The sequence below is a fragment of the Enterococcus sp. DIV1682a genome, assembly GCF_051711005.1.
Taxonomy (GTDB): Bacteria; Bacillota; Bacilli; order Lactobacillales; family Enterococcaceae; genus Enterococcus_B; species Enterococcus_B hirae.
On sequence record NZ_JBIOLT010000001.1, the window covers coordinates 65853 to 87683 of the forward strand.

The 21831-nt window shown below is 39.8% G+C and carries 38 protein-coding genes; all 38 read left to right on the forward strand.

Annotation, left to right across the window (positions count from 1 at the left end; all coding sequences use genetic code 11):
* The 38 genes from IGJ23_RS00295 (at window position 1) to truA (ending at window position 21800) form a co-directional block, all read left to right on the forward strand.
* Window positions 1-489 carry a PTS sugar transporter subunit IIA gene (locus IGJ23_RS00295; protein ID WP_053766556.1) on the forward strand — a complete coding sequence of 163 codons (489 nt, stop codon included), beginning with the start codon at window positions 1-3 and terminating at the stop codon, window positions 487-489.
* 20 nt (window positions 490-509) lie between these two features.
* On the forward strand, window positions 510-824 hold the full coding sequence (locus IGJ23_RS00300) for a PTS fructose transporter subunit IIB (RefSeq protein WP_010736797.1): 315 nt from the start codon (window positions 510-512) through the stop codon (window positions 822-824).
* Between the two features lie 15 nt (window positions 825-839).
* Entirely contained in the window at window positions 840-1922 is a 1083-nt protein-coding gene (locus IGJ23_RS00305) for a PTS fructose transporter subunit IIC (RefSeq protein ID WP_010720453.1), read from the forward strand.
* 24 nt (window positions 1923-1946) lie between these two features.
* Window positions 1947-2798 (forward strand): class II fructose-bisphosphate aldolase, encoded by an 852-nt coding sequence (locus IGJ23_RS00310; RefSeq protein WP_438774511.1) that lies wholly within the window; start codon window positions 1947-1949, stop codon window positions 2796-2798.
* Window positions 2799-2816: 18 nt separating this feature from the next.
* Window positions 2817-3716: a ketose-bisphosphate aldolase gene (locus IGJ23_RS00315; protein WP_034697718.1), complete on the forward strand. Its 900-nt coding sequence runs from the start codon at window positions 2817-2819 to the stop codon at window positions 3714-3716.
* 461 nt (window positions 3717-4177) lie between these two features.
* Window positions 4178-4486 carry a 30S ribosomal protein S10 gene (gene rpsJ / locus IGJ23_RS00320; RefSeq protein ID WP_010720450.1) on the forward strand — a complete coding sequence of 103 codons (309 nt, stop codon included), beginning with the start codon at window positions 4178-4180 and terminating at the stop codon, window positions 4484-4486.
* Between the two features lie 30 nt (window positions 4487-4516).
* Window positions 4517-5146 (forward strand): 50S ribosomal protein L3, encoded by a 630-nt coding sequence (gene rplC, locus IGJ23_RS00325; RefSeq protein WP_002290445.1) that lies wholly within the window; start codon window positions 4517-4519, stop codon window positions 5144-5146.
* A gap of 27 nt (window positions 5147-5173) precedes the next feature.
* Window positions 5174-5797, forward strand: coding sequence for a 50S ribosomal protein L4 (rplD, locus tag IGJ23_RS00330; protein ID WP_438774512.1), 624 nt, complete (start codon window positions 5174-5176; stop codon window positions 5795-5797).
* Window positions 5797-6087, forward strand: coding sequence for a 50S ribosomal protein L23 (rplW, locus tag IGJ23_RS00335; RefSeq protein ID WP_002290449.1), 291 nt, complete (start codon window positions 5797-5799; stop codon window positions 6085-6087). Before rplD ends, rplW begins: the two co-directional genes overlap by 1 nt.
* Before the next feature lie 39 nt (window positions 6088-6126).
* Complete coding sequence (rplB, locus tag IGJ23_RS00340) at window positions 6127-6960, forward strand: 50S ribosomal protein L2 (protein WP_010720448.1); 834 nt, start codon at window positions 6127-6129, stop codon at window positions 6958-6960.
* Window positions 6961-7002: 42 nt separating this feature from the next.
* Window positions 7003-7281, forward strand: coding sequence for a 30S ribosomal protein S19 (rpsS, locus tag IGJ23_RS00345; RefSeq protein ID WP_010720447.1), 279 nt, complete (start codon window positions 7003-7005; stop codon window positions 7279-7281).
* Window positions 7282-7302: 21 nt separating this feature from the next.
* Entirely contained in the window at window positions 7303-7650 is a 348-nt protein-coding gene (gene rplV / locus IGJ23_RS00350; RefSeq protein ID WP_002288657.1) for a 50S ribosomal protein L22, read from the forward strand.
* A gap of 13 nt (window positions 7651-7663) precedes the next feature.
* Window positions 7664-8320, forward strand: a complete 657-nt coding sequence (gene rpsC / locus IGJ23_RS00355) for a 30S ribosomal protein S3 (RefSeq protein WP_010720446.1) — start codon at window positions 7664-7666, stop codon at window positions 8318-8320.
* Window positions 8321-8322: 2 nt separating this feature from the next.
* Window positions 8323-8757 (forward strand): 50S ribosomal protein L16, encoded by a 435-nt coding sequence (rplP, locus tag IGJ23_RS00360; protein WP_010720445.1) that lies wholly within the window; start codon window positions 8323-8325, stop codon window positions 8755-8757.
* Window positions 8747-8935: a 50S ribosomal protein L29 gene (gene rpmC, locus IGJ23_RS00365; protein WP_002288664.1), complete on the forward strand. Its 189-nt coding sequence runs from the start codon at window positions 8747-8749 to the stop codon at window positions 8933-8935. The genes rplP and rpmC overlap by 11 nt, the downstream gene beginning before the upstream one ends.
* Window positions 8936-8959: 24 nt before the next feature.
* Window positions 8960-9226: a 30S ribosomal protein S17 gene (gene rpsQ, locus IGJ23_RS00370; RefSeq protein ID WP_010720444.1), complete on the forward strand. Its 267-nt coding sequence runs from the start codon at window positions 8960-8962 to the stop codon at window positions 9224-9226.
* 57 nt (window positions 9227-9283) lie between these two features.
* Window positions 9284-9652, forward strand: coding sequence for a 50S ribosomal protein L14 (gene rplN, locus IGJ23_RS00375; protein ID WP_002288669.1), 369 nt, complete (start codon window positions 9284-9286; stop codon window positions 9650-9652).
* Window positions 9653-9688: 36 nt separating this feature from the next.
* Window positions 9689-10000 (forward strand): 50S ribosomal protein L24, encoded by a 312-nt coding sequence (gene rplX, locus IGJ23_RS00380; RefSeq protein ID WP_010720443.1) that lies wholly within the window; start codon window positions 9689-9691, stop codon window positions 9998-10000.
* Between the two features lie 25 nt (window positions 10001-10025).
* Window positions 10026-10565 (forward strand): 50S ribosomal protein L5, encoded by a 540-nt coding sequence (gene rplE / locus IGJ23_RS00385; protein ID WP_002288671.1) that lies wholly within the window; start codon window positions 10026-10028, stop codon window positions 10563-10565.
* 18 nt (window positions 10566-10583) lie between these two features.
* Window positions 10584-10769, forward strand: coding sequence for a type Z 30S ribosomal protein S14 (locus tag IGJ23_RS00390; RefSeq protein WP_002356214.1), 186 nt, complete (start codon window positions 10584-10586; stop codon window positions 10767-10769).
* Window positions 10770-10805: 36 nt separating this feature from the next.
* Window positions 10806-11204 (forward strand): 30S ribosomal protein S8, encoded by a 399-nt coding sequence (gene rpsH, locus IGJ23_RS00395; protein ID WP_002288675.1) that lies wholly within the window; start codon window positions 10806-10808, stop codon window positions 11202-11204.
* A 31-nt stretch (window positions 11205-11235) separates the two neighbouring features.
* Complete coding sequence (rplF, locus tag IGJ23_RS00400) at window positions 11236-11772, forward strand: 50S ribosomal protein L6 (RefSeq protein WP_010720442.1); 537 nt, start codon at window positions 11236-11238, stop codon at window positions 11770-11772.
* A 158-nt stretch (window positions 11773-11930) separates the two neighbouring features.
* Window positions 11931-12287 (forward strand): 50S ribosomal protein L18, encoded by a 357-nt coding sequence (rplR, locus tag IGJ23_RS00405; protein WP_005880747.1) that lies wholly within the window; start codon window positions 11931-11933, stop codon window positions 12285-12287.
* A 20-nt stretch (window positions 12288-12307) separates the two neighbouring features.
* Window positions 12308-12808, forward strand: a complete 501-nt coding sequence (rpsE, locus tag IGJ23_RS00410) for a 30S ribosomal protein S5 (protein WP_002288681.1) — start codon at window positions 12308-12310, stop codon at window positions 12806-12808.
* A gap of 14 nt (window positions 12809-12822) precedes the next feature.
* Window positions 12823-13002, forward strand: coding sequence for a 50S ribosomal protein L30 (rpmD, locus tag IGJ23_RS00415; RefSeq protein WP_010720441.1), 180 nt, complete (start codon window positions 12823-12825; stop codon window positions 13000-13002).
* A 61-nt stretch (window positions 13003-13063) separates the two neighbouring features.
* Window positions 13064-13504 carry a 50S ribosomal protein L15 gene (gene rplO / locus IGJ23_RS00420; protein ID WP_010720440.1) on the forward strand — a complete coding sequence of 147 codons (441 nt, stop codon included), beginning with the start codon at window positions 13064-13066 and terminating at the stop codon, window positions 13502-13504.
* The gene (gene secY / locus IGJ23_RS00425; RefSeq protein WP_010720439.1) at window positions 13504-14799 is read left to right on the forward strand and encodes a preprotein translocase subunit SecY; all 1296 of its coding nucleotides are present in this window, start codon (window positions 13504-13506) and stop codon (window positions 14797-14799) included. Before rplO ends, secY begins: the two co-directional genes overlap by 1 nt.
* 59 nt (window positions 14800-14858) lie before the next feature.
* Window positions 14859-15506, forward strand: a complete 648-nt coding sequence (locus IGJ23_RS00430; RefSeq protein WP_010720438.1) for an adenylate kinase — start codon at window positions 14859-14861, stop codon at window positions 15504-15506.
* Between the two features lie 191 nt (window positions 15507-15697).
* Window positions 15698-15916: a translation initiation factor IF-1 gene (gene infA, locus IGJ23_RS00435; RefSeq protein WP_002288695.1), complete on the forward strand. Its 219-nt coding sequence runs from the start codon at window positions 15698-15700 to the stop codon at window positions 15914-15916.
* Window positions 15917-15948: 32 nt separating this feature from the next.
* On the forward strand, window positions 15949-16065 hold the full coding sequence (rpmJ, locus tag IGJ23_RS00440) for a 50S ribosomal protein L36 (RefSeq protein ID WP_002288710.1): 117 nt from the start codon (window positions 15949-15951) through the stop codon (window positions 16063-16065).
* 17 nt (window positions 16066-16082) lie between these two features.
* Window positions 16083-16448: a 30S ribosomal protein S13 gene (gene rpsM / locus IGJ23_RS00445; RefSeq protein WP_002288713.1), complete on the forward strand. Its 366-nt coding sequence runs from the start codon at window positions 16083-16085 to the stop codon at window positions 16446-16448.
* A gap of 27 nt (window positions 16449-16475) precedes the next feature.
* Entirely contained in the window at window positions 16476-16865 is a 390-nt protein-coding gene (gene rpsK / locus IGJ23_RS00450; protein ID WP_002288714.1) for a 30S ribosomal protein S11, read from the forward strand.
* A 79-nt stretch (window positions 16866-16944) separates the two neighbouring features.
* Window positions 16945-17883, forward strand: coding sequence for a DNA-directed RNA polymerase subunit alpha (locus IGJ23_RS00455; RefSeq protein WP_005880735.1), 939 nt, complete (start codon window positions 16945-16947; stop codon window positions 17881-17883).
* Window positions 17884-17910: 27 nt separating this feature from the next.
* Entirely contained in the window at window positions 17911-18291 is a 381-nt protein-coding gene (gene rplQ, locus IGJ23_RS00460; RefSeq protein ID WP_005880733.1) for a 50S ribosomal protein L17, read from the forward strand.
* 272 nt (window positions 18292-18563) lie between these two features.
* Window positions 18564-19403 carry an energy-coupling factor ABC transporter ATP-binding protein gene (locus IGJ23_RS00465; RefSeq protein ID WP_034697737.1) on the forward strand — a complete coding sequence of 280 codons (840 nt, stop codon included), beginning with the start codon at window positions 18564-18566 and terminating at the stop codon, window positions 19401-19403.
* Window positions 19379-20248 (forward strand): energy-coupling factor ABC transporter ATP-binding protein, encoded by an 870-nt coding sequence (locus IGJ23_RS00470; RefSeq protein WP_207431788.1) that lies wholly within the window; start codon window positions 19379-19381, stop codon window positions 20246-20248. The genes IGJ23_RS00465 and IGJ23_RS00470 overlap by 25 nt, the downstream gene beginning before the upstream one ends.
* Window positions 20238-21035 (forward strand): energy-coupling factor transporter transmembrane component T family protein, encoded by a 798-nt coding sequence (locus tag IGJ23_RS00475; RefSeq protein WP_053766555.1) that lies wholly within the window; start codon window positions 20238-20240, stop codon window positions 21033-21035. The genes IGJ23_RS00470 and IGJ23_RS00475 overlap by 11 nt, the downstream gene beginning before the upstream one ends.
* 15 nt (window positions 21036-21050) lie before the next feature.
* Window positions 21051-21800 carry a tRNA pseudouridine(38-40) synthase TruA gene (gene truA, locus IGJ23_RS00480; protein ID WP_063626400.1) on the forward strand — a complete coding sequence of 250 codons (750 nt, stop codon included), beginning with the start codon at window positions 21051-21053 and terminating at the stop codon, window positions 21798-21800.
* The last annotated feature ends 31 nt before the right edge of the window (window positions 21801-21831 follow it).

Here is a 21831-nt window from a genome sequence, read left to right on the forward strand (position 1 = left end):
ATGGTTACAAAACAGGTAATGTCAGAATTTAGTATCGCAAATGTAATTACAGAAAAACTGATACGTTTAGAAATGAAAGCGAAAACAAAAAAAGAAGCGATTCTCGAATTAAGTGAATTACTAAAAGAAAACGGCATTATCAAAGATGTTGATGATTTTTCATCAGATGTCTTTCAACGGGAGAAAGAAGGAATCACAGGGATTGGAAACGGTGTGGCGATTCCCCACGGAAAATCAGCGAGTGTCATTCAGACTTCTTTGGTTGTGGGTAAAGTCGAGACCCCGATCCCTTGGGAATCATTAGATGAGCAGCCTGTAAAGGTCATTATCTTATTTGCAGTAAAAGATACAGATGCCAATACCGTTCATATCAAATTGTTACAAAAAGTAGCAATGTTATTAGCAGAAGATACCATTATCGAAAAAATGAATCAGGCAACTAGTAAAGCAGAATTAATGGAACTATTAGCAAAAGAACCAACTGTCTAAAAGAAAAGGAGGAAGAAAAAATGAAGATCGTCGGAGTAGCAGCCTGTACTTCAGGAATTGCACATACGTATATTGCCAAACAAAAATTAGAAAAAGCAGCAAAAGCATTAGGACATGAAGTGCACATCGAAACACAAGGAACAATTGGGACAGAAGACGAGTTATCGAAGGAGGAGATCAAGCAGGCAGATGTCGTCATTATTGCAGCAGATATCAAAATTGGTGGCAAGGAGCGGTTCGAAGGAAAAAAAGTGATTGAGATTCCTACGAACATGGTCATTAAAGCACCGAAAGGGTTGATTACTAAAATTGAAGAAGAACTCAGTAAAACATAAAAGGAGAGGAATTGGATGCTTCGTCAACTACAATTAAAAAAGCATGCACTGACAGCTATTTCATACATGTTACCAGTTGTTGTGACTGCTGGACTCTTGATCGCTATTGGGAATTTAACAGGTGGGCAAGTCATCAATGATTATCAAGCGTCTTATTCTGTACCCGATGCCTTAGTTTCTCTAGGGGTTTTGGGCATGGGATTATTGGCTCCAGTGATTTCTGCAGCGATTGCCTATTCCATTGCCGATCGCCCAGGGATTGGTCCAGGTTTGTTTATGGGGTTAATTGCCAATGCCATTGGCGCAGGTTTTTTAGGTGGTATGTTAGGCGGTTACTTGGTGGGGTTCTTTGTCCTGTTATTGGTGAAATATCTCAAAGTTCCTAAGTGGGCACAAGGATTGATGCCGATGATGATCATCCCACTGTTAGCGACCCTTAGTATCGGTTTATTGATGTTTTTCGTGGTAGGTGTGCCGATTGTTTGGGCAACAGAAGCGATGACCGATTTTTTACAAGGACTACAAGGTTCTGGAAAATTCCTCTTTGGGTCAATTGTCGGTGGGATGGCTGCCTTTGATTTTGGTGGACCAGTCAATAAGGTAGCCTCATTGTTTGCTGATGGGATGCTTTTGGAAGGTGTGCAAGAACCAGAAGCTGTGAAAGTGTTAGCGTCAATGGTTCCGCCTTTCGGTGTCACCATTTCATGGGTTTTATCTAAGTTATTTCGGCAAACAAAATATTCAAAAGAAGAAGAAAACAACATTAAGATTGCTTTTCCGATGGGACTTTGCATGATTACGGAAGGCGTTATCCCCTTAGCGGCAGTTGATCCGCTTCGTGTGATCATTTCGTGTACAGCTGGTGCAGCGATTGGCGGAGGTTTGAGTATGTCGTGGGGAATTGGGTCACCAGTTCCTTCTGGTGGGGTCTTTATTATCCCAGCAATGACGGATCCGTTGAAGTTTACCTTTGCCTTATTGATTGGTTCTGCAGTTACCGGCATTCTATTGTTTGTTTTGAAAAAGGCGCCAGCTGAACACCCTGTCGTAGAGGAAGAAGAGGAAGAAGTAGATTTTTCTTCTATTAAATTATCTTAAAAACTGTAGGGAGAAGGATTTGATATGTATGTGTCAATGAAAGAGATGCTCAAAAAAGCAAATCAAGAAAACTATGCTGTCATGGCGATCAATTGCTTTAATCTAGAAACAGCTAAAGCAACGATCCAAGCTGCTGAGGAATTACATGCGCCGATCATCATAGATTTATTGCAAAATCACTTAAAGCAACACATCAATTATCATTATTTAACGAAGCCCATCATCCGTATGGCACAGGATGCCAAAGTCGAAGTAGCGATTAATCTAGATCACGGGCAAGACATCGCATTTGTCAAACAGTGCTTACAAGAAGGATTTTCCAGCGTCATGATGGATGCTTCGATGTATCCCTTGGATCAGAATATCGAAATAACGAGAGCGATGGTTCAATTTGCCCAAACGTATGATGCGAGCGTAGAAGCAGAAGTAGGAAATATGGGGGCAGTCACAGGCGACCATTTTACAGATGATGCCATGTGTACGGACCCAGCAGAAGCAATCCGATTGATCAATGAAACGGGTGTGGACTGCTTAGCGATTTCCTATGGCTCCAGTCACGGAGATTATCCTAAAGGGTACAAACCACGTTTTCGTTTCGATATTGTCCAAGAAATAAAAGAGAAGACTCAACTTCCGTTAGTTTTACATGGGGGGTCAGGAGCGGGAAAAGACAACATTCGCCAATCCATTGAGTTAGGGATCAATAAGATTAATGTTGGTTCTGATTTTATGAAGGCGCAACAACAAAGATGCCGACAGCTTCTACAACAGGAGCCAACGATCGAATACCCCACTCTCATCCAACAAACAGTCATAGCAGGAAAAGAGTTAGTTCAGCAATACATTCAACTATCAGGTTCAACCAATAAATCATAGAAATGGAGAAAATAGACGATGTTAATCAATATGAATCAAATGTTAGAAATTGCCAAGGAAAATCATTTTGCAGTAGGGGCGTTTAACGTTGCTGACAGCAACTTTTTACGAGTAGTCATTGAGGCGGCAGAAGAAAATGATGCACCCGCAATCATTGCAGTCCATCCGACAGAATTAGACTTTACCAAAGATGAGTTTTTCCAATATGCAGTGAGCCGAGCGAAAAACAGCGCTGTGCCTTTCGTTATCCATATGGATCATGGCGATAGCTTAGCAAGTATCATGCGAGGGATTCATTGTGGGTTTAGTTCAGTTATGATCGACGGCTCCTTGTTGCCATTTGAAGAAAATATTGCACTAACAAAAGAAGTGGTAGATGTTTGCCATAAGATCGGGGTCTCAGTTGAAGGCGAACTAGGAACGATTGGTAACACGGGTACTTCAGTAGAAGGCGGTGTATCGGAAGTCATTTATACGAAGCCGGAAGATGCACAGGAATTTGTGGAACGTACAGGAATCGATTCGTTAGCGGTGGCAATCGGAACCGCTCATGGTATCTATCCAAAAGATGTCAAGCCAGCATTGAAAATGGATGTTTTAACAAGTATTAAAGAAAAAGTAACCATTCCGCTAGTTTTACATGGAGGATCTGCTAACCCAGACGAAGAAATTGCAAAAGCAGTGCAAATCGGTATTCAGAAAGTCAATATTTCATCCGACTATAAATATGCTTTTTATAAAAAGTGTCGTGAGATCTTAGCTACAACAGAGCTATGGGACCCAAATGCCATTTATCCTGAATGTATCGCAGCAGCAAAAGAAGTGGTGAAGCAAAAGATGGAACTCTTCCATTCAATCAACCAAGCAAAAGTCTATCGTCAAGCGAATATTCAACCTTGGCGACAAGAACAGAACTAAAAAAGCAATAATCCAAACTTTGTTTTTCAAGAAAAGTGTATGGCTTAGATCGTCTATCACTTCCGATAGTTAATAGAATAAAAAACCGTAGAAACCAACATGATTGGGGGTTCTGCGGTTTTTTTGAATAACTGAAGATAGGCGAACTACTATAGGAAGGAAGTTTAGTAGAAATAAAATGTGACATTTAAGGATAAGAGGCATCTAAAGTTATCTAAATGAAAACTTATGAAAACAAATTGTTTTTTACAGGAAAAAAGCCTTGCTTTGTGGATTTAGATATATTATAATTACAAAGGTGCGTTTACCTAAACGTAAATGTCACAGACGTGATCTATAGGATTTCGTCGGCTAAGAAACGAGAGGTTGCGACACGCCCGGACGCTTTGCCACGAACGAGCGTGACGGAAATTTTCGTGGAGCTATGTCTACTTTTCAAAATAGGCGAAGGAGGGAACAAGATGGCAAAACAAAAAATTCGTATCCGTTTAAAAGCGTATGAACACCGTATTTTAGATCAAGCGGCGGATAAAATCGTGGAAACTGCAAAAAGAACTGGAGCTAGCGTGTCTGGTCCAATTCCATTACCAACTGAACGCAGTCTTTACACAGTTATTCGTGCGACTCACAAATACAAAGATTCACGCGAACAATTCGAAATGCGTACACACAAACGTCTTATCGACATTGTGAACCCAACACCAAAAACTGTTGATGCTTTGATGAAGCTAGACTTACCATCTGGTGTTAACATCGAAATCAAACTATAATATTAAAATAAAATTAATGGAGGTGTACTCATGACCAAAGGAATCTTAGGGAAAAAAGTGGGAATGACACAAATCTTCACTGAATCTGGCGAATTAATTCCAGTAACTGTTGTAGAAGCTACTCCAAACGTAGTGCTACAAGTGAAAACAATGGAAACTGATGGCTACGAAGCTATTCAAGTTGGTTACCAAGATATGCGTGAAGTTTTATCAAACAAACCTGCGAAAGGTCATGTTGCAAAAGCAAACACGGCTCCTAAGCGCTTCATTCGTGAATTCAAAAATGTTGAGCTAGGAGAATATGAAGTAGGAAAAGAAATTACAGTAGATGTTTTCCAAGCAGGAGACATTATTGATGTAACAGGTACTACGAAAGGTAAAGGATTCCAAGGGGTTATCAAACGTCACGGCCAAAGCCGCGGACCAATGGCTCACGGTTCTCGCTACCATCGTCGTCCTGGGTCAATGGGTCCAGTTGCACCTAACCGTGTATTCAAAAATAAACGTCTTGCTGGCCGTATGGGTGGCAACCGCGTAACAATCCAAAACTTGGAAGTTGTTCGCGTTGATGCAGAAAGAAACGTTATCTTAATTAAAGGAAATGTTCCTGGAGCTAAAAAATCATTAATCACTATCAAATCAGCTGTGAAAGCTAAATAATAGTAGGAAGAAAGGAGGAACTAAGGAATGCCGAATGTAGCATTATTCAAACAAGATGGAAGCCAAAACGGTGAAATCACACTTAACGAAGAAATCTTCGGAATTGAACCAAATGAAAGTGTTGTTTACGATGCAATCGTTATGCAACGTGCGTCATTAAGACAAGGAACACATGCGGTTAAAAACCGTAGTGCTGTTCGAGGCGGTGGACGTAAACCATGGCGTCAAAAAGGAACTGGTCGTGCTCGTCAAGGATCAATCCGCTCACCACAATGGCGTGGAGGTGGCGTAGTCTTTGGACCAACACCACGTTCTTACAGCTACAAACTTCCTAAAAAAGTTCGTCGTTTAGCAATGAAATCTGTATTGTCAGAAAAAGTTGCTGAAAACAACTTGGTAGTAATTGAAGGATTAAGCTTCGATGCACCAAAAACAAAAGAATTTAAACAAGTTCTTGCTAACTTATCTATTGACTCTAAAGTATTGGTTGTTCTAGAGAATGGTAACGACTTTGCTGCTTTATCAGCACGTAACTTACCAAACGTAACTGTAGTAACTTCTGATAACGTAAGTGTTCTAGATGTTGTTTCAAATACAAAAGTGTTAGCAACACAAACTGCTCTTACTCAAATTGAGGAGGTGCTTGCATAATGAACTTACTAGACGTAATCAAACGCCCAGTGATCACTGAAAAATCAATGCTTGCCATGGATGACAAGAAATATACTTTTGAAGTGGACACTCGTGCAAACAAAACTTTAGTAAAACAAGCGGTTGAAGCTGCTTTTGACGTAAAAGTTAAAAACGTGAACATCGTGAACGTACGTGCGAAATTCAAACGTATGGGCAAATATGCAGGATATACAAAAAAACGTCGCAAAGCGATCGTTACATTGACTGAAGATTCAAAAGAAATCCAATTATTCGAAGCTGCTGAATAAGCACTTACTAGATAACTCATTAAATTAGGAGGGAAAAACGTGGCGATTAAAAAGTACAAACCTACCTCAAATGGTCGTCGTAACATGACAGGTTCTGATTTTGCTGAAATCACAACATCAACACCTGAAAAATCATTGTTACAACCATTGAAAAACCATGCTGGACGTAACAATAACGGCCGCATCACTGTACGTCACCAAGGCGGCGGACACAAACGCCAATATCGCGTGATCGACTTCAAACGTAACAAAGATAACGTTGTTGCAACTGTTCAAACGATCGAATACGATCCAAACCGTTCAGCTAACATCGCGTTAGTACACTATGAAGATGGAGTGAAAGCTTACATCTTAGCACCAAAAGGACTACAAGTTGGAATGAAACTTGTTTCAGGTCCAGATGCAGATATCAAAGTCGGAAATGCTCTTCCTTTAGAAAACATTCCAGTTGGTACTGTTATCCACAATATTGAAATGAAACCTGGTAAAGGTGGACAATTAATCCGTTCTGCTGGTACAAGTGCTCAAGTACTTGGTAAAGAAGGCAAATACGTATTGATCCGCTTAAACTCTGGTGAAGTTCGTATGATCTTAGCTGCTTGCCGTGCAACAATCGGTTCAGTAGGTAACGAACAACACGAATTGATCAACATCGGTAAAGCTGGACGCTCTCGTTGGATGCGTAAACGCCCAACTGTACGTGGTAGCGTAATGAACCCTAACGATCACCCACACGGTGGTGGTGAAGGTAAAGCTCCTATCGGACGTAAAGCACCAGTTTCTCCTTGGGGACAACCAGCACTTGGTTACAAAACTCGTGATAAAAAAGCTAAATCAGACAAACTTATTGTTCGTCGTCGTAAAAATAAATAATTTCTTTGACCATGTGTCGCACATTTTGAGAGGAGGTTCACCATGGGTCGTAGTTTAAAGAAAGGACCTTTCGTTGATGAGCATTTAATGAACAAAGTTGAAGCTCAAGCAGGGGTTGAAAAGAAAAAAGTTATCAAAACTTGGTCTCGTCGTTCGACCATTTTCCCAAGTTTTGTTGGATATACCATCGCAGTATACGATGGACGTAAACACGTACCAGTTTACATCCAAGAAGATATGGTAGGACACAAACTAGGTGAATTCGCACCAACAAGAACTTATCGTGGCCATGCTGCAGACGATAAGAAAACGAAACGCTAATTGAGGGGAGGATAAAACCAAATGGCAGAACAAATCACATCAGCTAAAGCAACTGCAAAAACAGTTCGCACTTCACCTCGAAAAGCCCGTTTAGTAATTGACCTTATCAGAGGTAAAAGTGTTGCGGATGCAATTTCAATCTTGAAATTCACACCAAACAAATCTGCTGGAATCATTGAAAAAGTATTGATGTCAGCAGTTGCGAATGCAGAAAACAATTTTGACTTAGATGTTGAAAACTTGGTAGTATCTGAAGCATTTGTTAACGAAGGACCAACAATGAAACGTTTCCGTCCACGTGCAAAAGGATCAGCTTCTCCAATCAACAAACGTACAAGTCATATCACGGTAGTCGTATCAGAAAAATAAGGAGGGATAATCAGTGGGTCAAAAAGTACATCCAATTGGAATGCGTGTAGGCATCATCCGCGACTGGGATGCTAAATGGTATGCTGAAAAAGAGTATGCAGAGTTCTTACACGAAGATTTAAGAATCCGTAAATTTATTTCAACTAAACTTGCTGATGCTGCTGTATCAACAATTGAAATCGAACGTGCTACAGGCCGTGTTAACATTTCAATTCACACAGCAAAACCAGGTATGGTTATTGGTAAAGGCGGATCTGAAGTCGAAAACCTAAGAAAAGAATTAAATAAATTAACTGGTAAAAGAATCCATATCAACATCGTGGAAATCAAAAAACCAGATTTAGATGCAAAATTAGTAGGTGAAGGAATCGCACGTCAATTAGAAAATCGTGTTGCTTTCCGTCGCGCTCAAAAACAAGCCATCCAACGTTCAATGCGTGCTGGCGCTAAAGGGATCAAAACTCAAGTATCTGGACGTCTAAACGGTGCGGACATCGCTCGTTCAGAAGGATACTCAGAAGGAACTGTTCCTCTTCACACATTACGTGCGGATATTGATTACGCATGGGAAGAAGCAGATACAACATACGGAAAACTAGGAGTTAAAGTGTGGATCTATCGTGGAGAAATTCTTCCAACTAAAAAAAACACTGAGAAAGGAGGGAAATAATCATGTTAGTACCTAAACGTGTAAAACACCGTCGTGAATTCCGCGGAAAAATGCGCGGGGAAGCCAAAGGTGGTAAAGAAGTAGCATTCGGTGAATACGGTTTGCAAGCTGTTGATTCACATTGGATCACTAACCGCCAAATCGAAGCTGCTCGTATCGCAATGACTCGTTACATGAAACGTGGTGGGAAAGTATGGATTAAAATTTTCCCTCACAAATCTTATACTGCCAAAGCAATTGGGGTACGTATGGGTTCTGGTAAAGGGGCACCTGAAGGATGGGTTGCACCAGTAAAACGTGGTAAAATCATGTTTGAAATTGCAGGCGTGTCTGAAGAAGTGGCTCGTGAAGCGTTACGTCTAGCTTCTCACAAATTACCAATGAAAACTAAGATCGTAAAACGTGAGGAAATGGGTGGTGAATCGAATGAAGGTTAAAGAAATCAGAGAATTAACCACTGCCGAAATGCTTGATCAAGAAAAACAATTAAAAGAAGAATTGTTTAATCTTAGATTCCAATTAGCAACAGGTCAATTAGAAAACACTGCACGTATTAAAGAAGTACGTAAATCGATTGCACGCATCAAAACTGTATTGCGTGAACAAGCTAAGTAATTATGGAAGGAGGCCATTAAGCGTATGACTGAAGAAAGAAATCAACGCAAAGTTTATCAAGGTCGCGTGGTATCTGACAAAATGGATAAAACCATTACAGTTTCTGTTGAAACAAAGAAAAACCACCCTATCTATGGCAAACGCATGAACTATTCTAAGAAATACAAAGTGCATGATGAAAACAACACAGCTAAAGTTGGCGACATCGTGAAAATTATGGAAACTCGTCCATTATCAGCTACAAAACGTTTCCGTTTGTTGGAAGTAGTCGAAGAAGCAGTTATTATCTAATAACACGAGATTTTCCTATATAGATTGAATGCAAAATCTGAAAGGAGGATACACAACGTGATCCAAGCAGAAAGTCGTTTAAAAGTCGCTGATAATTCAGGCGCACGTGAAATTTTGACGATCAAAGTCCTTGGTGGTTCTGGTCGTAAAACTGCTAACATCGGTGATGTGATCGTTGCTACGGTTAAACAAGCAACGCCAGGTGGGGTTGTCAAAAAAGGTGACGTCGTAAAAGCCGTTATCGTTCGAACAAAATCAGGAGCTCGTCGTACAGACGGTTCATATATTAAATTTGATGAAAATGCTGCAGTGATTATTCGTGATGATAAAAGCCCTCGTGGAACGCGTATCTTTGGGCCGGTTGCACGTGAACTACGTGAAAACAACTTCATGAAGATCGTTTCACTAGCACCAGAAGTTTTATAATCTTGAGACACTTATCAAAGGAGGTGCGAAACAGTTATGTTTGTTAAAAAAGGCGATAAAGTTAAAGTTATCACTGGAAAAGACAAAAATAAAGAAGGCGTTGTATTAGCAGCGTTTCCGAAAAAAGATAAAGTCATTGTCGAAGGTGTGAATGTTGTTAAAAAACACCAAAAACCTTCTCAAGCTGCTCCTCAAGGTGGAATTGTTGAGATGGAAGCACCAATTCATGTTTCTAACGTGATGGTGATCGACTCTACTGGCGTAGCTGGCCGAGTTGGCTACAAAGAAGTAGATGGCAAAAAAGTCCGCGTTTCTAAAAAAACCGGTGAAGTTTTAGATAATAAATAAGTTTAAGGAAGGAGGGGCTTACTGAATGAACCGCCTAAAAGAAAAATATCTTAAAGAAGTAACTCCATCATTGATGGAAAAATTTAACTATAGCTCTGTTATGCAAACACCTAAAGTTGAAAAAATCGTCATCAACATGGGTGTTGGTGATGCGGTATCAAACGCTAAAAACTTAGATAAAGCAGTTGAAGAATTAACTTTGATCACTGGACAAAAACCAATGATTACTAAAGCTAAAAAATCAATCGCTGGATTCCGTTTACGTGAAGGAATGCCAATTGGGGCAAAAGTTACCTTGCGCGGAGAAAGAATGTACGAATTTCTAGACAAATTGGTTTCAGTTTCTCTACCACGTGTACGTGACTTCCATGGTGTAAGTAAAAAAGCCTTTGACGGTCGTGGAAACTATACTTTAGGTATTAAAGAACAATTGATCTTCCCAGAAGTAGATTACGATTTAGTAGATAAAGTACGTGGTATGGACATCGTTATTGTAACGACAGCTAACTCAGATGAAGAATCTCGTGAGTTGTTGACACAATTAGGCATGCCATTCCAAAAATAATTAAAGGAGGCGAACTACGTGGCTAAAAAATCAATGATTGCTAAAAACAAACGCCCTGCAAAACATTCAACACAAGCTTACACTCGTTGCGAACGTTGCGGACGTCCACATTCAGTTTATCGTAAGTTCCATCTTTGCCGTATTTGCTTCCGCGAACTTGCCTATAAAGGTCAAATTCCCGGCGTGAAGAAAGCTAGCTGGTAAAAAAGTAAATTCGCATAAGAAGGAGGTAAAAGATCAATGGTCATGACAGATCCAATTGCAGATTTTCTAACTCGTATCCGTAACGCAAACATGGTTAAACATGAGTCTTTAGAAGTTCCTGCATCAAAAATTAAACGTGACATCGCTGAAATCTTAAAACGTGAAGGTTTCGTTCGTGATGTTGAATATATCGAAGATGACAAACAAGGCGTGATCCGTGTTTTCCTAAAATTTGGTAAAAACGGCGAACGTGTTATCACTAACTTAAAACGTATCTCTAAACCAGGTTTGCGTGCTTATGTCAAAGCTGACGAAGTACCAAAAGTATTGAACGGTTTAGGTATCGCAATCATTTCGACTTCTGAAGGTGTTGTTACTGATAAAGAAGCTCGTGAAAAAAATATCGGCGGCGAAGTTATCGCTTACGTATGGTAATCAACTAGAATTTACAAGGAGGTGTCTTTAAGTGAGCCGTATTGGAAATAAAGTTGTTGTGATCCCTGAAGGAGTAACAGTTACTCAAGATGGAAACAACATTACAGTTAAAGGACCTAAAGGTGAATTAACACGTACTTTCTCTTCTGATATCAAAATGAATATCGAAGGAAACGAAGTGACTTTCACTCGTCCAAATGACAGTAAAGAAATGAAAACAATCCATGGAACAACTCGTGCTAACTTCAACAACATGGTTGTAGGTGTTAGTGAAGGATTCCAAAAAGCATTAGAATTGATCGGGGTTGGGTACCGTGCGCAATTACAAGGATCAAAACTTGTCTTGAACGTAGGTTACTCACATCCAGTAGAAATCACACCACCAGCTGGCGTAACTGTTGAAGTACCAGCTAACACACAAGTAATTGTTAAAGGTGCGAACAAAGAAGAAGTTGGCGAATTAGCTGCGAACATTCGCGGAACTCGTCCTCCAGAACCTTATAAAGGTAAAGGTATTCGTTATGTTGGCGAATATGTACGCCGTAAAGAAGGTAAAACTGGTAAATAGTTTAGAAAAATTGCATAGAAGCCAGCAGCAGGAAAAAAGGATTTTGCAGAAGTTTACCTTCATTCAAAAGAAATTTAACTTGTGCCGCAGCTTCTATTTTTCGAGACTTTGGTGTTTCTGCCTAAGTGCAGTACAATAAAATTAAAGAGGTGACAATTGTGATTACAAAACCAGATAAGAACAAAACACGTCAGAAAAGACATCGTCGTGTACGTAACAATATCTCTGGTACTGCTGAGCGCCCACGCTTGAACGTTTTTCGTTCTAACAAAAACATCTACGCTCAAATTATTGATGACGTAGCGGGTGTAACGCTAGCAAGTGCCTCTACCTTGGATAAAGAAATTTCAGGTGGAACAAAAACAGAAGCAGCACAAGCTGTCGGTAAATTAGTTGCTGAACGTGCAACTGAAAAAGGCATTAAAGTAGTAGTCTTTGACCGTGGTGGATACCTTTACCATGGCCGTGTGCAAGCTTTAGCTGAAGCTGCTCGCGAAAATGGACTAGAATTTTAGGAAAAGGAGGAATACCATTCATGGTTTATATCGATCCAAAACATTTGGAATTAGAAGACCGCGTTGTTGCAATTAACCGTGTAACAAAAGTTGTTAAAGGTGGACGTCGTCTACGTTTTGCTGCTTTAGTTGTTGTCGGTGACAAAAACGGACATGTAGGATTTGGTACTGGTAAAGCACAAGAAGTACCTGAAGCAATCCGTAAAGCAATTGAAGATGCGAAGAAAAACTTAGTTGAAGTACCTATGGTTGGTTCAACAATCCCACACGAAGTCATCGGTGCTTTTAGTGGTGGTAGAATCCTAATGAAACCTGCTGTTGAAGGTTCTGGGGTTGCTGCTGGTGGACCAGTTCGTGCCGTATTGGAATTAGCAGGGGTAGCAGATATCACTTCTAAATCTTTAGGTTCAAATACACCAATCAACGTTGTTCGTGCAACTGTTGAAGGTTTGAAACAATTGAAACGTGCAGAAGAAGTTGCAGAACTTCGCGGCAAATCAGTTGAAGAATTAATCGGATAAGGAGGACAAAAATAATGGCTGAATTAAAAGTTACTTTAAAACGCAGTATTATCGGACGTCCTCAAAACCAACGTGATACAGTAAAAGCGTTAGGTCTTACAAAGATTAACAGCTCAGTGGTTAAACCTGCTAATGAAGCAATCAAAGGCATGATCAACACTGTTTCTCACTTGGTGGACGTTGAAGAAATCTAATTAAACAAACCTAGTATATAGTAAGAAATATGAACTAGAATATTAAGGAGGTGCCAAACCTATGAAACTTCATGAATTAAAACCTGCAGAAGGTTCACGACAAGTACGTAACCGTGTTGGACGTGGTACTTCTTCTGGTAACGGAAAAACTGCTGGACGTGGTCAAAAAGGTCAAAAAGCTCGTTCAGGCGGTGGTGTACGTCTAGGATTTGAAGGGGGTCAAACTCCATTATTCCGTCGTTTACCAAAACGTGGTTTCACAAACGTGAACCGCAAAGATTATGCAGTCATCAACCTTGATGTCCTAAATCGTTTTGAAGATGGTGCTGAAGTAACTCCAGTTGCTTTAGTAGAAGCTGGAATCGTGAAAAACGAAAAATCTGGAATCAAAGTATTAGCTAACGGTGAGTTAACTAAGAAATTGACTGTGAAAGCCGCAAAATTCTCTAAGGCAGCTGAAGAAGCAATCGTTGCTGCTGGTGGGTCAATTGAGGTGATCTAATGTTCAAACTGTTAAAAGATGCTTTTAAAGTAAAAGACATTAGATCCAAAATCCTATTTACTGTTTTTGTTCTATTTGTATTTCGCTTAGGTGCACATATCACTGTGCCCGGAGTAAATGCTAGTTCATTGCAAAACCTTTCTTCTTTACCTTTTTTCAACATGTTGAACTTGGTGAGTGGTAGTGCGATGCAAAACTTCTCCATCTTCTCAATGGGGGTTTCGCCTTACATTACAGCTTCGATCGTTATCCAATTGTTACAAATGGATATCGTGCCACGTTTTGTTGAATGGTCAAAACAAGGGGAGGTTGGTCGTAAGAAGTTGAATCAAGCAACCCGATACCTGACATTAGTATTGGCATTTGTCCAATCTGTTGGGATCACTGCTGGATTTAACCAATATGCTCAACTAGGTTTTGTGAATAACCCTAACGTTTCAACCTATGTTACTATCGGTCTGATTTTGACTGCGGGTACAATGTTTGTCACTTGGTTAGGAGAACAAATCACAGAAAAAGGAATCGGTAACGGAGTATCAATGATCATCTTTGCAGGGATCATTTCTCGACTTCCTGAAAGTGTAAAAGAAATTTATGAAGACTATTTCGTAAATATCAATCAATCAGATATCTGGAAATCTGCAATTTTCATTGCTATTTTAATCGTTGCAATCTTATTGATCGTAACGTGCGTTACATTTTTCCAACAAGCTGAACGCAAAATCCCAATTCAATATACGAAACGTGTAGCAGGGGCGCCAACAAGTAGTTATCTACCGTTGAAAGTCAATGCGGCTGGGGTTATCCCGGTTATCTTTGCAAGTTCGTTTATTGCGACACCTAATGCGGTTTTACAAGCATTGAGTGGAAGATTTGGGGCTGAAAACTGGTATAAAATAATGATGCAGATCTTTAACTATAATACTGCACCTGGTGCAACTATTTATACGATCTTGATCGTCGCATTCACATTCTTCTATGCTTTTGTTCAAGTAAACCCTGAGAAATTAGCGGAAAACTTACAAAAACAAGGAAGCTATATACCAAGCGTACGTCCTGGTAAAGGAACTGAAGAGTATGTCTCAAGCTTATTGATGCGTTTAAGTACAGTCGGTGCGATTTTCCTTGGTTTAGTGGCTTTATTACCAATCATTGCTCAAATGATTTGGAATCTGCCTCAGTCCATTGGGTTAGGTGGTACTAGCTTACTGATCGTCATCGGTGTAGCTTTAGAAACTGCGAAACAGTTAGAAGGCTTAATGCTGAAACGTAAGTACGTTGGATTTATCGAGTAAGAAAGCGTGTTGAGGTTTTTCCTCAACACACGTTCTCACATTTATTAGGAGGGAAAACAATGAACCTCATTTTAATGGGGCTACCAGGCGCAGGTAAAGGAACACAAGCAGAAAAAATCATTGATGCTTATCATATTCCTCACATCTCAACAGGAGACATGTTCCGTGCAGCAATGCAAAATGAAACAGCTCTTGGCTTGGAAGCAAAGTCTTATATTGATAAAGGTGAATTAGTTCCTGATGAAGTAACAAATGGAATCGTGAAAGAGCGCTTAGCTGAACCTGATACGGAAAAAGGCTTCTTATTAGATGGTTTTCCCCGTACACTTGAGCAAGCAGAAGCGCTAGATGCAATGTTAAAAGACTTAGACAAAAAAATTGATGCAGTCATCGATATCCATGTTGGTGAAGATGTATTGGTTGAGCGTTTAGCTGGCCGATTCATTTGCAGCAATTGTGGAGCAACTTATCATAAAATTTTTAACCCTACAAAAGTTGAAGATACATGTGATCGTTGTGGTGGGCATGAATTCTATCAAAGAGAAGATGATAAACCTGAGACGGTTAAAAATCGTCTGGCTATCAACATCAAAAATAGTGAACCAATCTTGGCCTATTACAAAGAACAAGGTTTGCTAAACACTATCGATGGTGATCGTGAAATCGATGCTGTATTTACTGATGTCCAAAAAATTATTGAAAAATAGCACGATTGCCCGTAGCCGACTTGCATTAAGCAGTTACTCTTGTCAAGTTCAATAAATTATGATAGAATATGTCAGTCCGACTTCTAGAGAAATCCTCTAGATGATCCATTTTGAGAATTTTGAGGTGGGAACTGCAGTTTCCGCCATTTTATCGTGTGAAAATGCGAAACAAGTACAAGGAGGTACTGTGCGTGGCAAAAGAAGATATGATTGAAGTCGAAGGTACAGTCGTCGAAACTTTGCCGAATGCAATGTTTAAAGTTGAACTAGAAAACGGACACCAAGTTCTTGCTACTGTTTCAGGTAAAATCCGTATGCATTACATCCGTATCTTACCTGGTGACAAAGTGACGGTTGAATTGTCTCCGTATGATTTAAACCGTGGCCGTATTACTTATCGCTTTAAATAATTGTACTCCGTAAAACTACAGGAGGTATTATCATGAAAGTAAGACCATCAGTAAAACCAATGTGCGAACATTGTAAAGTAATTCGTCGTAAAGGACGCGTTATGGTGATTTGCCCAGCAAATCCAAAACATAAACAACGTCAAGGATAATTGGAGGTGCAATAAATATGGCTCGTATTGCAGGAGTAGATATTCCTCGTGATAAACGTGTAGTAGTTTCTCTTACTTATATCTATGGTATTGGTAACACTACTGCTAAAAAAATCTTAGCTGATGCTGGTGTATCTGAAGATGTTCGTGTTCGTGAATTAACGAATGAACAAACAGATGCTATCCGTGCAGAAGTAGATAAATTAAAAGTTGAAGGTGACCTTCGTCGTGAAGTGAACTTAAACATCAAACGTTTGATGGAAATCGGTTCATACCGTGGAATCCGTCATCGTCGTGGATTGCCTGTTCGTGGACAAAACACGAAAAACAATGCACGTACTCGTAAAGGTCCAGCTCGCGCTATCGCTGGCAAGAAAAAATAATTCTTAAGTGAAGGAGGTTAGAACTTCATGGCAGCAAAAAAAGTGAATCGTAAACGCCGTGTGAAAAAGAATATAGAAGCAGGTATTGCACATATCCATTCTACATTCAACAACACTATCATCATGATCACTGATACTCACGGGAATGCATTAGCGTGGTCATCAGCTGGTTCATTAGGCTTCAAAGGAAGCAAAAAATCAACTCCTTTTGCCGCTCAAATGGCAGCAGAAACAGCTACAAAAGCAGCAATGGAACACGGATTAAAAACTGTTGAAGTAACAGTTAAAGGACCTGGTTCTGGACGTGAAGCAGCAATTCGTTCATTACAAGCTACAGGTTTAGAAGTGACTGCAATTCGTGACGTGACTCCAGTTCCTCATAATGGTGCCCGCCCTCCAAAACGCCGTCGTGTTTAATGAGTGCCGCTCATTTTGAGTTCTATTAGTAACGTCATTGAACAAGACACTTTTCGTTTTGAAAGGGGTAAAGATAAGAATGATTGAGTTCGAAAAACCAAGAATCGCAAAAATTGATGAAGAAAAAGATTATGGCAAGTTCATCGTTGAACCTCTTGAAAGAGGATATGGGACTACTTTAGGGAATTCCCTACGTCGTATTTTATTATCTTCTTTGCCAGGTGCTGCCATCACTAATATTCAAATCGATGGTGTACTGCATGAATTCTCTACCATTAAAGGGGTAAGAGAAGACGTCACTCAAATCATCTTGAACATTAAAGGCTTAGCACTTAAAATGTATGGTCAAGAAGAAAAAACCCTTGAAATCGATATTACCGGACCTGCTACAGTAACTGCTGGCGATATTATCGTTGATAGTGAGGTAGAAATTCTTAACAAAGATATGTACATCTGTAGCGTCTCTGAAGGAGCTACGTTCCACGCTCGCTTAACAGTGAAGCCAGGACGTGGTTATGTTCAAGCAGATGAAAACAAAAAAGAAGATATGCCAATTGGTGTACTTCCAGTCGATTCAATCTACACGCCAGTTCGTCGTGTGAACTACCAAGTAGAAAACACTCGTGTTGGACACCGTGAAGATTTTGATAAATTGACGATGGAGATTTGGACAGATGGTTCAATCGAACCGTTGGAAGCAATGAGTTTATCTGCAAAAATCATGACAGAACATTTAGACATCTTTGTAAACCTAACTGATGAAGCTAAAAATGCTGAAATCATGGTCGAAAAAGAAGAAACACAAAAAGAAAAAATGTTAGAAATGACAATTGAAGAATTAGACTTGTCTGTTCGCTCTTATAATTGTTTGAAACGTGCAGGAATCAATACTGTACAAGAACTTACAAATAAATCTGAGCCAGAAATGATCAAAGTCCGTAACTTAGGACGTAAATCATTAGAAGAAGTGAAAGCTAAATTACACGACTTAGGTTTAGGTTTACGTAAGGAAGATTAAAACCTTTTACGAAGGAGGGAAACCAACGTGAGTTATCGTAAACTAGGACGCACATCTAGCCAACGTAAAGCGATGTTGCGTGATTTAACAACTGACTTATTAATTAACGAACGTATTGTGACTACTGAAGCTCGTGCGAAAGAAGTTCGCTCAACTACAGAAAAAATGATCACTTTAGGCAAACGTGGAGACTTACATGCACGTCGTCAAGCTGCGGCTTTTGTACGTAATGAAGTTGCTAGCGTACGTGAAGAAAATGAGGACATCGTCATTGAATCAGCTTTACAAAAACTATTTAATGATATTGCACCTCGTTATGCTGAACGTCAAGGTGGCTACACTCGTATCTTGAAGACAGAACCAAGACGCGGTGATGGTGCACCAATGGTTGTCTTAGAACTTGTCTAAAATCACACTAATAACATCACTTTATAGATGATTCTTTTAGAGTGTTATGATGTTGGAAGTTAACTCTTCCGAGTCTAGCTCAGCGCTACTCCCCAAATCTATCGGTTTGGGGAGTATGCACTCATCATAAAGTGTTTTTTTGTACCTTCAATTACCTGTCAAGACATCTAATTGAAGGTGTAAAAAAACACTTTAATTAAAACGGAAACAATTGAAAAATCAGGTGTTTTTTGATAGTGTTAGTAGGAACTTAGGATGGAGAAGGAGTAATTATGGAGCCAATAATTGAATTAGGAAAGATTAATTACAAATATCAACCTGATGACCCTCGTCCAGCATTAAAAGACATTTCATTTACCATCAAGCAAGGTGAGTGGATCGCAATCATCGGACATAATGGATCAGGGAAATCAACACTTGCAAAAACAATCAATGGGTTGCTTCTACCAGAGTCTGGTATTGTGAAAGTTGGCAATCAAACACTTAATGAAGAAAATATCTGGTCGATCCGTCGAATGGTTGGAATGGTTTTCCAAAATCCAGACAACCAATTTGTTGGATCTACTGTTGAAGATGATGTTGCTTTTGGTCTTGAGAACCAAGGTATACCTAGAGAAGAAATGGTGATCCGTGTACAAGATGCGCTAGAAAAGGTACGTATGATCGATTTTGCCAAACGTGAACCAGCAAGACTTTCTGGTGGACAAAAACAACGAGTAGCCATTGCTGGAGTCGTAGCTCTACGTCCAGATATTATTATCTTAGATGAAGCTACTAGTATGCTTGATCCAGAAGGTCGTGAAGAAGTGATTTCCACGATTAAAAAAATCAAAGATGAAAGTAATTTGACCGTCATATCTATCACTCATGATATCGATGAGGCAGCAAATGCCAATCGGATATTAGTGATGAAACAAGGAGAATTAGTCAATGAAGGCACACCAGAACAAATCTTTTCTGCTGGCCCAGAATTGATCAATTTAGGGTTAGATCTTCCTTTTCCTGAAAAATTGAAAAGCGCCTTGAAGCAACGAGGAATTGATGTTCCTAGTGAATATATGACAGAAGAAAGGATGGTGGAATGGTTATGGACATCCGTTTTGAAAAAGTAGATTTCACCTATCAACCAAACACACCATTCGAACAACGTGCATTATTTGAGATTGATTTAATGATTAAAGAAAATAGCTACACAGCCTTAGTCGGGCATACTGGAAGTGGGAAATCAACCTTACTGCAACATTTGAATGCGTTGATTAAACCTACCAGCGGGATCGTACATATTGGCGATCGACAAATCAAGCCCGATACGAATAATAAAAACTTAAAACCCATTCGTAAAAAAGTAGGCATTGTTTTTCAGTTTCCTGAAGCCCAATTATTTGAAGAAACGGTAGCAAAAGACATTGCTTTTGGACCAAAGAACTTTGGTGTCAGTGAGGAAAATGCACGAGATTTAGCTAAAGAAACATTAGCACAAGTTGGTTTAGATGAAACTTACTTAGAGCGTTCACCTTTTGAATTATCAGGAGGACAAATGCGTCGAGTAGCGATTGCAGGTGTACTTGCTATGAAGCCGGAAGTACTAGTATTAGACGAACCAACGGCCGGACTTGATCCTCAAGGTCGAAAAGAAATGATGGATATGTTCTGGCGACTGCACAAAGAACAAAAAATCACGATCGTATTGGTCACTCATTTAATGGATGATGTGGCAAATTACGCGGACTATGTTTATGTCTTAGAAAAAGGTAGGATTGTAAATAGCGGTCAACCTCATGCAGTTTTTCAAAATCTATCTTGGCTCAAAGAAAAGCAATTAGGTGTTCCGACTGCGACAGAATTTGCGGAAAAGCTGAATAGTCGAACAGCGCTTTTTTCCGAACTTCCAATCACTGCAGATGAATTAGCAGATCAGCTCGTAGCATTAGTAGGGGGACAACCTGATGATGAATAAATTAATTTTTGGTCGATACATGCCTGGAGATTCCTTGATCCATCGATTAGACCCTCGAGCAAAGTTATTAGCAAGTTTCTACTTTATTGGAATTATTTTTTTAGCAAATAATTGGCAGACTTATACGTTATTAGCTGTTTTCACTTTACTTGCTGTCTTTCTCTCAAAGGTAGATTTCAAATTTTTCATCCGAGGCATCCGTCCTTTGATCTGGTTGATTTTATTTACAGTGGCACTCCAAGTATTATTTACTAGCGGTGGTGCTACCTACTGGAGTTGGGGAATCTTCAATATTACGGAGTTCGGTGTAATGAATGGGCTGTTTATTTTTTGCCGATTTGTACTAATCATTTTTATGTCTACCTTATTAACATTAACGACTCCACCTTTGGAATTATCTGATGCGATTGAGTATTTACTTCGCCCATTAAAAGCAGTTCGCTTTCCGGTGCATGAAATTTCGTTGATGCTTTCGATTGCTCTACGATTCGTACCAACGTTGATGGATGAAACAGAGAAAATCATGAATGCACAACGAGCCCGTGGGGTTGATTTTGGTGAAGGAAGTCTAGTCCAAAAAATGAAAGCAGTTATTCCTTTGCTGATTCCTTTGTTTGTCAGCAGTTTTAACCGAGCAGAAGATTTAGCGACTGCCATGGAAGCGAGAGGATACCAAGGCGGCGAAGGAAGAACAAAGTACCGTATACTGCATTGGCATCAACGAGATACGATGGTCCTTGTTGTTTTTGTCTTGATGACCATTGCATTAGTCTTTTTAAGAAGTTGATGAGTAGGTGAAAGTATGACACGTTATAAAGCAATTATTGCCTATGATGGTACCCATTTTAATGGTTTTCAGAAGCAACCAAATGGTCGTACTGTCCAAGAGGAAATGGAAAAAACGCTAAAGAAAATGGCCAATGGAAAAGAGATCACTGTCTTTGGTTCTGGCCGTACTGATGCAGGGGTCCATGCGATGGGGCAAGTGATCCATTTTGATTACCCTGAAGAACGACCTTTAGAACGTATGCGTTTTGCATTAGATACGCAATCGCCAGAAGATATCGCAGTTAAAGCCGTTGAGATCGTTTCAGATGATTTTCACGCGCGCTATTTAGTAAAAGAAAAAACTTACCAGTTTCGGGTCGATATTGGAAAACCACGCAGTCCGTTTCGTCGGCATTACGCAAGTTATTTCCCCTATCCACTTGATTTATCGAAAATTCAACGAGCATTGCCTGACTTAATAGGTACCCATGATTTCACTTCTTTTTGTGCTTCTGGAAGTTCAATCGAGGACAAAGTAAGAACGATCTATGAAGCAAAGATGGAAGTCAATGAGGCCGGGGATGAGTTGTTATTTACTTTTCGTGGGAATGGTTTCTTGTACAAGATGATTCGGATCCTTGTCGGTACGTTGCTGAAGATTGGGAACGGGCGACTCTCAGAGGATAGTATACCCGAAATCATTGCGAAAAAAGATCGAAATGCTGCAGGACCCACAGCTCATCCAGAAGGGTTATATCTGTATGAAGTGGTGTATGATCAATAAAGAAAAGTTCCAAATAGATCCTATTGGAGGT

Bases quoted from the DNA above. Each gene is read 5' to 3' on its own strand.
- rpsS (WP_010720447.1), top strand. From the start codon at position 7,003: ATGGGTCGTAGTTTAAAGAAAGGACCTTTCGTTGATGAGCATTTAATG.
- IGJ23_RS00465 (WP_034697737.1), top strand. From the start codon at position 18,564: ATGGAGCCAATAATTGAATTAGGAAAGATTAATTACAAATATCAACCT.
- rpsM (WP_002288713.1), top strand. From the start codon at position 16,083: ATGGCTCGTATTGCAGGAGTAGATATTCCTCGTGATAAACGTGTAGTA.
- rpsH (WP_002288675.1), top strand. From the start codon at position 10,806: ATGGTCATGACAGATCCAATTGCAGATTTTCTAACTCGTATCCGTAAC.
- rplW (WP_002290449.1), top strand. From the start codon at position 5,797: ATGAACTTACTAGACGTAATCAAACGCCCAGTGATCACTGAAAAATCA.
- rpsK (WP_002288714.1), top strand. From the start codon at position 16,476: ATGGCAGCAAAAAAAGTGAATCGTAAACGCCGTGTGAAAAAGAATATA.
- IGJ23_RS00470 (WP_207431788.1), top strand. From the start codon at position 19,379: ATGGACATCCGTTTTGAAAAAGTAGATTTCACCTATCAACCAAACACA.
- rplD (WP_438774512.1), top strand. From the start codon at position 5,174: ATGCCGAATGTAGCATTATTCAAACAAGATGGAAGCCAAAACGGTGAA.
- rpmC (WP_002288664.1), top strand. From the start codon at position 8,747: ATGAAGGTTAAAGAAATCAGAGAATTAACCACTGCCGAAATGCTTGAT.
- IGJ23_RS00295 (WP_053766556.1), top strand. From the start codon at position 1: ATGGTTACAAAACAGGTAATGTCAGAATTTAGTATCGCAAATGTAATT.
- rplE (WP_002288671.1), top strand. From the start codon at position 10,026: ATGAACCGCCTAAAAGAAAAATATCTTAAAGAAGTAACTCCATCATTG.
- rplO (WP_010720440.1), top strand. From the start codon at position 13,064: ATGAAACTTCATGAATTAAAACCTGCAGAAGGTTCACGACAAGTACGT.
- rpmD (WP_010720441.1), top strand. From the start codon at position 12,823: ATGGCTGAATTAAAAGTTACTTTAAAACGCAGTATTATCGGACGTCCT.
- rpmJ (WP_002288710.1), top strand. From the start codon at position 15,949: ATGAAAGTAAGACCATCAGTAAAACCAATGTGCGAACATTGTAAAGTA.
- rplC (WP_002290445.1), top strand. From the start codon at position 4,517: ATGACCAAAGGAATCTTAGGGAAAAAAGTGGGAATGACACAAATCTTC.
- secY (WP_010720439.1), top strand. From the start codon at position 13,504: ATGTTCAAACTGTTAAAAGATGCTTTTAAAGTAAAAGACATTAGATCC.
- IGJ23_RS00475 (WP_053766555.1), top strand. From the start codon at position 20,238: ATGATGAATAAATTAATTTTTGGTCGATACATGCCTGGAGATTCCTTG.
- rpsQ (WP_010720444.1), top strand. From the start codon at position 8,960: ATGACTGAAGAAAGAAATCAACGCAAAGTTTATCAAGGTCGCGTGGTA.
- IGJ23_RS00455 (WP_005880735.1), top strand. From the start codon at position 16,945: ATGATTGAGTTCGAAAAACCAAGAATCGCAAAAATTGATGAAGAAAAA.
- IGJ23_RS00300 (WP_010736797.1), top strand. From the start codon at position 510: ATGAAGATCGTCGGAGTAGCAGCCTGTACTTCAGGAATTGCACATACG.
- IGJ23_RS00430 (WP_010720438.1), top strand. From the start codon at position 14,859: ATGAACCTCATTTTAATGGGGCTACCAGGCGCAGGTAAAGGAACACAA.
- rpsE (WP_002288681.1), top strand. From the start codon at position 12,308: ATGGTTTATATCGATCCAAAACATTTGGAATTAGAAGACCGCGTTGTT.
- IGJ23_RS00305 (WP_010720453.1), top strand. From the start codon at position 840: ATGCTTCGTCAACTACAATTAAAAAAGCATGCACTGACAGCTATTTCA.
- truA (WP_063626400.1), top strand. From the start codon at position 21,051: ATGACACGTTATAAAGCAATTATTGCCTATGATGGTACCCATTTTAAT.
- IGJ23_RS00315 (WP_034697718.1), top strand. From the start codon at position 2,817: ATGTTAATCAATATGAATCAAATGTTAGAAATTGCCAAGGAAAATCAT.
- rplP (WP_010720445.1), top strand. From the start codon at position 8,323: ATGTTAGTACCTAAACGTGTAAAACACCGTCGTGAATTCCGCGGAAAA.
- rpsJ (WP_010720450.1), top strand. From the start codon at position 4,178: ATGGCAAAACAAAAAATTCGTATCCGTTTAAAAGCGTATGAACACCGT.
- rplV (WP_002288657.1), top strand. From the start codon at position 7,303: ATGGCAGAACAAATCACATCAGCTAAAGCAACTGCAAAAACAGTTCGC.
- rplX (WP_010720443.1), top strand. From the start codon at position 9,689: ATGTTTGTTAAAAAAGGCGATAAAGTTAAAGTTATCACTGGAAAAGAC.
- IGJ23_RS00310 (WP_438774511.1), top strand. From the start codon at position 1,947: ATGTATGTGTCAATGAAAGAGATGCTCAAAAAAGCAAATCAAGAAAAC.